Origin of the sequence: Streptosporangium sp. NPDC000396, from assembly GCF_042898655.1 — a bacterium.
Classification (GTDB): Bacteria; Actinomycetota; Actinomycetes; order Streptosporangiales; family Streptosporangiaceae; genus Streptosporangium.
This window is the reverse complement of record NZ_JBIAZA010000096.1, coordinates 1-1,010: the sequence shown is the minus strand read 5'-3', so window position 1 is coordinate 1,010 and position 1,010 is coordinate 1. Positions and strand designations below refer to the sequence as shown.

Below are 1,010 nucleotides of genomic sequence, written 5' to 3'. Positions count from 1 at the left end.
TGAGGTGATCTCAGCGAAATAGTTCGGGCGATTGGGATTTCTTGAACGCCGCCCGTGGCGTTCCGGGCCTTTCGGGAGGAGTCGCCGAAGGCCGGAAACAGGCGTGGAGCCCCCGGTAGAAGAGCTCTCACCACAAGAATCTCAGCCGACCGAAAGGCTCCACGTGATTGCTCATCGTGCCACGCTCGACGTCTCCCGCGCACTCGTTCAGTACCTCGCGCGACTCCTGCACGAAGAACGCCGACTGCGTGGCACCCCGCAAGGTAGCCGGGCCTTGAGCCCGTTCCGGCAGGCGGTCATGGTGCTGCGTTGGTTCCGCGGCGAGCACGACGTTCCCAAGCTCGGCCGTGACCATCGCATCTCCCGGGCCACCGCCTACCGCTACATCCACGAGGGAATCGGAGTTCTCTCAGCTCAAGCGCCTGACCTGCACGAAGCTCTCGACCGTGCCCAAGTCGAGGGACTGGCGTACGTGATCCTCGACGGCACCCTGATCCCGATCGATCGCTGCGCCGAGCAGACCGTCAGCGTCAAGGGCGAACCCATCGACGCCTGGTATTCCGGCAAGGCCCACCAGCACGCCGGCAACCTCCAGGCCCTGTCGGCACCTGGCGGGCTGCCGTTGTGGATCGCCGAGGTCGAGCCCGGCTCTGTCCACGACCTGTCCGCTGCCCGCGCACAGGTGCTGGGCGCGCTGTACGCCGCAGCCGCACGTGGCCTGCCCACCCTCGCCGACAGCGGCTACGACGGCGCCGGGATCGGCATTCATACGCCGATCAAGCGGCCCGAAGGCAACCAGATCCTCAGCCCGGGCAACCGCACCTACAACCGGCTCCTACGCGCCCTGCGCTGTCTCGGCGAGCGCGGATTCGCCCTGCTCAAAGGCCGCTGGCGGACCCTCCAGCACATCACCGTCAGCCCCAGCAGAATCGGCGACATCGCCCGCGCAGCGCTTGTCCTCACCCATTTCGAGCACAACTACCTACCGGCAATTCGCTGAGATCACGTCA

General features: G+C 66.2%; 1 protein-coding gene. It reads left to right on the top strand.

Annotation, left to right across the window (positions count from 1 at the left end):
- Positions 1-163 precede the first annotated feature (163 nt).
- Positions 164-1,000, top strand: coding sequence for a transposase family protein (locus ACFY2X_RS47355; protein WP_389952069.1), 837 nt, complete (start codon positions 164-166; stop codon positions 998-1,000).
- Positions 1,001-1,010: the final 10 nt, after the last annotated feature.